At 56.8% G+C, this 6,743-nt stretch carries 5 protein-coding genes; 1 reads left to right on the top strand and 4 read right to left on the bottom strand.

Annotated elements, in window-relative coordinates; genetic code table 11:
• Window positions 1–101 precede the first annotated feature (101 nt).
• The gene (locus ACTH3D_RS12060) at window positions 102–1,139 is read right to left on the bottom strand and encodes a YihY/virulence factor BrkB family protein (protein WP_441667373.1); all 1,038 of its coding nucleotides are present in this window, start codon (window positions 1,137–1,139) and stop codon (window positions 102–104) included.
• A gap of 129 nt (window positions 1,140–1,268) precedes the next feature.
• Between ACTH3D_RS12060 and ACTH3D_RS12055 the strand changes: the two genes are divergently transcribed.
• Complete coding sequence (locus ACTH3D_RS12055) at window positions 1,269–2,384, top strand: bifunctional nicotinamide-nucleotide adenylyltransferase/Nudix hydroxylase (protein ID WP_441667372.1); 1,116 nt, start codon at window positions 1,269–1,271, stop codon at window positions 2,382–2,384.
• A gap of 46 nt (window positions 2,385–2,430) precedes the next feature.
• Here ACTH3D_RS12055 and ACTH3D_RS12050 read toward each other — a convergent pair whose 3' ends face one another.
• From ACTH3D_RS12050 to ACTH3D_RS12040, 3 genes are all read right to left on the bottom strand, one after another.
• Window positions 2,431–3,348, bottom strand: a complete 918-nt coding sequence (locus ACTH3D_RS12050) for a LysR substrate-binding domain-containing protein (protein ID WP_441667371.1) — start codon at window positions 3,346–3,348, stop codon at window positions 2,431–2,433.
• Window positions 3,349–3,522: 174 nt separating this feature from the next.
• Window positions 3,523–4,941, bottom strand: coding sequence for a cardiolipin synthase (cls, locus tag ACTH3D_RS12045; RefSeq protein WP_441667370.1), 1,419 nt, complete (start codon window positions 4,939–4,941; stop codon window positions 3,523–3,525).
• A 175-nt stretch (window positions 4,942–5,116) separates the two neighbouring features.
• Window positions 5,117–6,622, bottom strand: a complete 1,506-nt coding sequence (locus ACTH3D_RS12040) for a fumarate hydratase (protein WP_441667369.1) — start codon at window positions 6,620–6,622, stop codon at window positions 5,117–5,119.
• Window positions 6,623–6,743 lie beyond the last annotated feature (121 nt).

Genomic DNA, 6,743 nt, shown 5'->3' with positions numbered 1-6,743 from the left:
TTCCCGCTTGTATCCCCGCCCGCACTGGGCGAGGGTTTACGCGGATGTTCGCTAATTACCGTCCAGGGGGCCTGCCCCCAATACCTCTGAGTATCGTTAGATCAGCTCGCTGTTGGCGGTGTTTGTACCTCACGATGATGTTGATCCGACGCCGAACTCTCAGCCGCCTTATCGCCATCACTGTTCGCCACTGGCCTGTCTGAGATGTCACTATGATGACGCTGGGCAACGCCAGAGTCTTCCGTCAGTAGCTCGTGACTTACGCGCACAGCGGTATTACGTGGAATAACCTGTCGGCCCGTGGCCAGCAGGTGGCACTTAGTAAAGGCAGCTCCAAATAGCAGGATCAGCGACGAATAATAAACCCACAGCAGGATGACCACCACCGAGCCCGCCGCCCCGTAGGTTGAAGCTGTGGCGGTATGGGCCAGATAGGTGGCTATCGCCATGCGGCCAATAACAAATAGCAAGGCGGTCACCACCGCCCCAACCAGGACGTCCCGCCAGCTGACCACGACATCTGGCAACACCTTGAAGATGGTCGCAAACAGCGCGATAACAACGACCAAGGAAACCAGAAACTCAGCGCCGCTGGTCAGCAGGCCGACAAACGGCATCAGACTGTCAGCAGCACTTAGCATCGCTCTGACAACGACCCCAAGAGCTAGTGAAACCAGGAAGATGAAGCCGATAGCGACAACCACCGTCAGAGAAAGAAAGCGCTTCTTGATAAAAATCCAGACGCTGTTTACGGTGGGTCGGGCCGTCACTCCCCACAATGTATTGAGTGAAAACTGCATCTGGCCAAACACCGTGGTAGCACCCACCAACAGGGCGCCAACACCAAGGAGGGAAGGAAGCAACCCTGATTCCTGTATGCGCGACTGGGCCACGGCATTCTGGATCGCCTCAGCGGCCCCCTTGCCCATGGTGCCCTCAAGCTGCTCGACTATCTGACCGGTGGCGGCATCCTCGCCGAGCACCAGGCCGATAACCGTGACCGCAATGATGACGGTCGGCGCCAATGAAAACAGCGTGTAAAATGCCAGCGAACCAGCGTAGCTGAAAGCGTTGCACTCCAACCACAGTTTGATGGCATTGCGCACTACGCCAAACCAGAACAAGATCATTGACTTCATCGCGGGCCTCCTACCCTAATCAACTTACCTCAAGCGCCGCAGCATACCGAAGCAACCAGAGTATTGCAGGCTGTTTGCGTGCTTAACGCCGCCTCAGCATAATGATGCATCGGAATTGCGGAGTGCGGTATGACACAATCATTGGAGCGACGGGAACAACTGCTGGAACCACAGCATGACACACCTGATTTCGATTGCCTGGTATTTATCGGTCGCTTCCAGCCCCCACACCTGGGACATCTAGCCGTCATACATCAGGCGCTGAAATGTGCCCGCAAGGTTATTGTGCTGGTCGGCTCTGCCTGGCAGGCCCGTTCCTTGCGGAATCCCTGGCGCTTTGAAGAGCGCAGCCAGATGCTGCGTAGCGCCTTTGATAGTGAGAGTGCCTCGCGCCTTGAATTTGTCCCCCTGCTTGACGCGCTCTACAACAACGACGTTTGGGTCAGTGATGTGCAGCGTAAAGTACGTGATTTTGCGCCGCCCAATCTGGCTCGACTTCCGCGCATCGGCCTGATTGGTGCCAGACGAGGCCAATCGAGTTACTACCTGTCACTGTTCCCGCAATGGGAATCCGTCAGCGTACCCATGGTAGAGGGCATCTCGGCAAGCCAGATCCGCGAACGGCTGTTTCGCTCACCTGCCGCGGCACTTGACTACCTGGATACCAATGCCAGTCATGACCTGCCGCCAGGTGTGGTCGCCAGCATCCAGGGGTTCATTGACAGTGAAGCCTACCGGCTACTGCTTGAGGAGCAGCAGCTACTGGATCAGTACCGGGCAGCATGGGCACAGGCGCCCTATCCGCCAATCTTTGTTACCGTCAATGCGGTGGTGGTGCAGTCGGGGCACGTGCTGCTGACCAAGCGACGCTCCTCGCCCGGTAAAGGACTGCACGCACTTCCCGGTGGGTTCATCAATCCCCACGAACGACTACTGGACGCCTGTTTGCGGGAGCTTCGTGAGCGTGTGCGCCTCAAAATACCCGAGCCGGTGCTCAAAGGATCCTTACGTGCCCAACGGATGTTTGACGAACCACACCGCAGTTCTCGTGGCCGTACCTTGGCCGAGGCATTCTATTTTGCCTTGCGCCCTGAGCAGCAACTTCCCCAGCTGAAACCGGTCAAGGGTGGCGACCAGGCACGCTGGGTCGCACTGGCAGATCTAGAGCCCGACTCCCTGTTTGAAGACCATTTTTTCATCATTCAGGATTTCCTCGGGCTGCCAACCGGCTTTGTGGGCTCATGATCCTGAGGCTTGGAAGCCTGACCACAGCAGTAACTGCGTGACTCTCTCAGCCTTGCAGAACATCCCGGGGCAGTTCCATCATCTGCCGCCACAGACGTTCTACCCCGGGCTTGTGAACCAGCGAACAGCGATACAGACGGATTTCCAGCGGTACATCATGACGCGGCTCGCCAGCCGGCACCAAGCGGCCATTCCTGAGTTCATTGCGGATACAGAAGTCGGGTAGCCAGGCCAACCCCATACCCTGCATGACCATGCCTTTCAGGCCTTCGGCCATGGCCGTTTCATAGACAGTGCGCAAGCGCAGGCTCAAGGGATCGTTTTTCAGTAGCATGCGCACACTGCGGCCTAGAAAAGCGCCTTGGGTGTAAGATAGATAAGGAATTTCACCGTCACCGGAGAGGCTGAAAATGGGACGCCCCTGATCATCCGGCAAGCATACCGGCAGCATTTTTACCTGACCAATGGAAAATGAGGGAAACACCTTGGCGTCAAGCTGCATGCTGGCATAGGGGTCATAATACGCCAGCATCAGGTCACACTTACCTTCGCGCAGCACATGAATCGCTTCACCGACATTCATGGCCACCAGGCGTGTTGGCAGCTGGCCCAGCCCTTCCTGCAAACGTGAAATCCAAGGCGGATAAAAACTCAGTGCCAATGAGTGCGCTGCCACGATATCCAGTGCTTCCTGGGCAATGGACAGCCCGCGCAAGTGCCCCAGGCTTTCATTGAGCTGCTCCACTACATTGCGCGCTGTTATGACAAACAGGTGGCCTTCAGAAGTGAGATCCACCGGTGTGGTTGAGCGGTCTATCAGGGTTGTGCCAAGCGCCTGTTCTAGTGCACGTATACGACGACTGAACGCAGGCTGGGTGACATGACGCTGTCGCGCCGATGCAGAGAAACTTCGCGTCTGAGCCAATGCCAGTAGGTCTTCAAGCCATTTGGTTTCGAGGTTCACTGCCATTCCCGCCTTTTTGTTTCATTCATGGTACGCCACCACTGCTGTGGCTCGACACTCACTGGCTGCCGCTCTGGGCCTGCTCACTCGTTTCGCTACTAACGATCAACACTGTTTGCCTAAAGACTTCACACTGCGACGCCCTCTTTTTTGCTGGGCAATTGACCCAGCGGCTTACTGAATAGGCGAAAGCAGATAAGCCGCCCGTGACAGCAATTTGCTCAAGCTGGACCGGTCGGTTATTTCACTTAGCTCTACCCGGCGACTGACCGCCAAGTCTTGCTCAAGCATATGCTCAATGGTCGCGGCAAACGTCTTGTCGGGCAGAAATGCCGTAATCTCGAAATTCAGGCGAAAAGATCGGTTGTCGAGGTTGACGGTGCCAACACTGGCGGCTTCATCGTCGATCAACATCACCTTCTGATGCAAGAAGCCGGGCTGATATCGATAGACCTTGATACCTGCGCGAATCATGTCGGGCAAAAACGAGAAAGCGGACAGGAAAACCAGTAGTTGATCCGGCCGCTCGGGCAGGATGATGCGCACATCCACCCCACGCATAGCGGCCAGCCGCAAGGCATCATGCACGCTGCGGTCGGGCACAAAATAGGGACTGGTCAACCACAGCCGTTGCTGAGCACTGTGAATGGCGTGCTGTACTAGCAGACTGGCGGTTTCTTGGGGATCCGCCGGGCCAGATGGCACGATGACGACGCGATGATCTTCCACGCAACTGCTGAGTGGCGTCCAGTTGAGCTCCAGCACATCGCCAGTGGCCCAGTGCCAGTCTTCCCAGAACGCCTCCTGCAGCCCCTGAACGCTGGGACCCGTCAGCTTGAGATGGGTGTCACGCCAGGCACCGTGATGCTCATGCTGGCCCAGGTACTCCACGCCCACGTTGAAGCCACCGACCCAGCCCCACCGGCCGTCCACCACGGTGACCTTGCGATGGTTACGAAAGTTGATCTGGAAGCGATGCCGTCCTAAACGCGATGAGTGGAAAGCGCTGACCATGACCCCTGCCTTAATCAGGCGCTCCAGGTAGCGCCTGGGTAACCGATGGGAGCCAACCTCGTCATACAACAAGCAGGTGTGTACACCACGTTCTGCGGCAGCAACAAGATGCTGCTGCAAACGCTGGCCAAGAGCATCGTCGCGGATGATATAAAACTGCACCAACACATAGTCTTCCGCTGCATCAATACCGGCAAAAATACTCTCGAAAGCTGCCTCGCCCTCAACCAGTAGTTCGCAGCAGTTTCCCCGGGTCAATGGCATCAGGGCCAGGCGCTCAACGGCCAGGATATCGGGGTTTTCGCTGCTTGCCAGGTAAGGGCCCATGCTGTTGCGATATTCAGCCAAAGCGCGACGCAGGACGGTGTCCTTGTGGCCGCGGGCGGAAACATAACCATAGAAACGCGGCTGGCCAAATACCCAGTAGGCAGGAACAGCCAGATAAGGCATCAGGATCAGGGAGATAATCCAGGCGATGGCACCCTGGGAGGTACGGCTGGACATCAGCGAATGCAGCGCCGAGAGAATGCCAATAATATGGATGAGCGGGATGATCACACCCAGCAGCCAGGACGCCATGTTGACCTCGTATGCCTGAGTACGTTGCCAATTTAAAAACAGGGTACAGGTGTTGAAACTATCCGTTTACGTGAGAGGCGATGAATCCGGTGGCCCGCTGCGGGGCCACCGGATTGCACAAACACAGGGGTACAAAACACAAGCTGGCAAAACATGTCTGCCACATGTTCATGCGTCAGACACGCTCAGCAATTATCTCTTTCCATTTGGCTGGCCCCGTCTTGTGCACTGAGCTGCCTTTGCTGTCGACCGCCACAGTGACCGGCATATCCTCGACTTCGAACTCATAGATTGCTTCCATGCCAAGGTCTTCGAAGCCCACCACACGCGACTTCTTGATTGCCTGGGCGACCAGGTAAGCTGAACCGCCGACGGCCATCAGATAAACGGCCTTGTTGTCGCGGATGGCTTCGATGGCAGCATCACCACGTTCTGCCTTGCCAACCATCCCCAGCAAGCCGGTCTGCTCAAGCAGTGTACGGGTAAATTTATCCATGCGGGTCGCTGTGGTGGGGCCCGCCGGACCAACGACCTCATCACGCACCGGATCAACCGGACCCACGTAGTAGATAAAGCGCCCTTTCAAGTCAACCGGTAGTGATTCACCTTTGGCCAGCATCTCGGTCATGCGCTTGTGGGCGGCATCCCGGCCAGTCAACAACCTGCCGTTAAGTAGCAGAGTGTCACCCGGCTGCCAGGTTAGTACTTCTTCTGGCGTAATGGTATCCAGGTTCACGCGCTTGACGTTATCGCCAGCCTCGCGGGTGATCTCCGGCCAGTCTTCCAGTTTTGGCGCCGGTAGTGCCGCTGCACCTGAGCCGTCCAGTACAAAATGTGCATGGCGGGTCGCTGCGCAGTTGGGGATGATCGCAACCGGTTTGTTGGCTGCATGGGTCGGGTAATCCCTGACCTTGATGTCGAGCACCGTGGTCAAGCCACCCAGCCCTTGGGCGCCGATTCCGCTCTGATTAACTTTTTCAAACAGCTCAAGACGCAACTCCTCGGCGCGATCGGATGCGCCGCGAGTCTGCAACTCCTGAATATCAATCGGATCCATCAGTGCTTCTTTGGCCAACAACATAGCTTTTTCGGAGGTACCTCCGATCCCGATGCCCAACATGCCTGGCGGACACCAGCCGGCTCCCATCTTGGGTAGCTGTTCCAGCACCCAGTCGACCACGCTGTCAGACGGGTTGAGCATGGCGAACTTGGACTTGGCCTCACTGCCGCCCCCCTTGGCTGCCACCTGCACATCCACTGTGTCGCCGGGCACCAGGCGATGATGGATGATTGCCGGGGTGTTGTCTTTGGTGTTTTCCCGCTTGCCGTCGGGATCCGCCAACACTGAAGCACGCAGCACGTTGTCTGGTAGCGCATAGGCACGGCGTACGCCTTCGTTGATCATGTCATCGAGACTCATATCCGCTTCGAAGCGCACGTTCATGCCAACATTGATAAACACGGTGACAATGCCGGTGTCCTGGCAGATCGGACGCTTTCCGAAGGCACACATCCGCGAGTTAATCAGAATCTGTGCAATGGCATCCTTGGCTGCAGGGTTCTCCTCGCGCTCATAAGCTGCCGCCATGGCGTCGATGAAATCTTTGGGATGGTAATAGGAAATGTACTGCAGGGCATCGGCGACGCTCTGGATCAGATCATCCTGGCGAATCACGGTCATGGGCTAGACGCTCCTTGGCTGTTGTCGAGTCGGGATACCCGCTTTCTGGCCGGAACAAAGACGCTATGGCGGGTTTATCAGCTATCGCTATATCATACCCTATCTGCTGTGATCTCCGCAG

Origin of the sequence: Halomonas sp. (genome assembly GCF_052095765.1) — a bacterium.
In the GTDB taxonomy this organism is placed as follows: Bacteria; Pseudomonadota; Gammaproteobacteria; order Pseudomonadales; family Halomonadaceae; genus Halomonas.
The sequence above is the reverse complement of the archived record's forward strand: the minus strand, read 5'-3'. Positions and strand labels throughout refer to the sequence as shown.